Annotated in this window: 1 pseudogene; it reads right to left on the bottom strand. The window is 68.8% G+C overall.

Annotated elements, in window-relative coordinates:
* Positions 1–59: 59 nt before the first annotated feature.
* Positions 60–346 (bottom strand): annotated as a pseudogene (locus tag BVI061214_RS13080) (hypothetical protein); the annotation flags it as partial.

Here is a 346-nt window from a genome sequence, read left to right as displayed (position 1 = left end):
CCCTCTATCCGAGCGCACCTCGGTGGCCTCTTCCAAGAGCCGAAAGAACTCGTCCCGCTTCATTTGGTCTCCTCCTCCCTCTGGGCGGCGCTGGCCGCGTACTGGGTGGCCAGCCTCAGGACCAGGAGCACCTTGTCCGTGGTGGGCCCGTCAAAGGTGAGCCAGAGCCACCGGTCGGGGGTGCTGTACCCGGGGGCGAACATGAAGGGCCGCCCCGCGTAGACCATGGGAAGCCCCAGGAGGACCCGGGAGAGCTCCGGGGCGTCCCGCTCCCCGCCCACCCCCACCACCTTGAAGAGGTTGGGGTCGCGGATGCTTTGGAGCTTGGCCTTGACCTCCCGGGCGG

The sequence above is a fragment of the Thermus aquaticus genome (assembly GCF_001280255.1).
In the GTDB taxonomy this organism is placed as follows: Bacteria; Deinococcota; Deinococci; order Deinococcales; family Thermaceae; genus Thermus; species Thermus aquaticus.
Note: the sequence above shows the minus strand (reverse complement) of the source record. Positions and strands in the feature narration are given on the sequence as shown.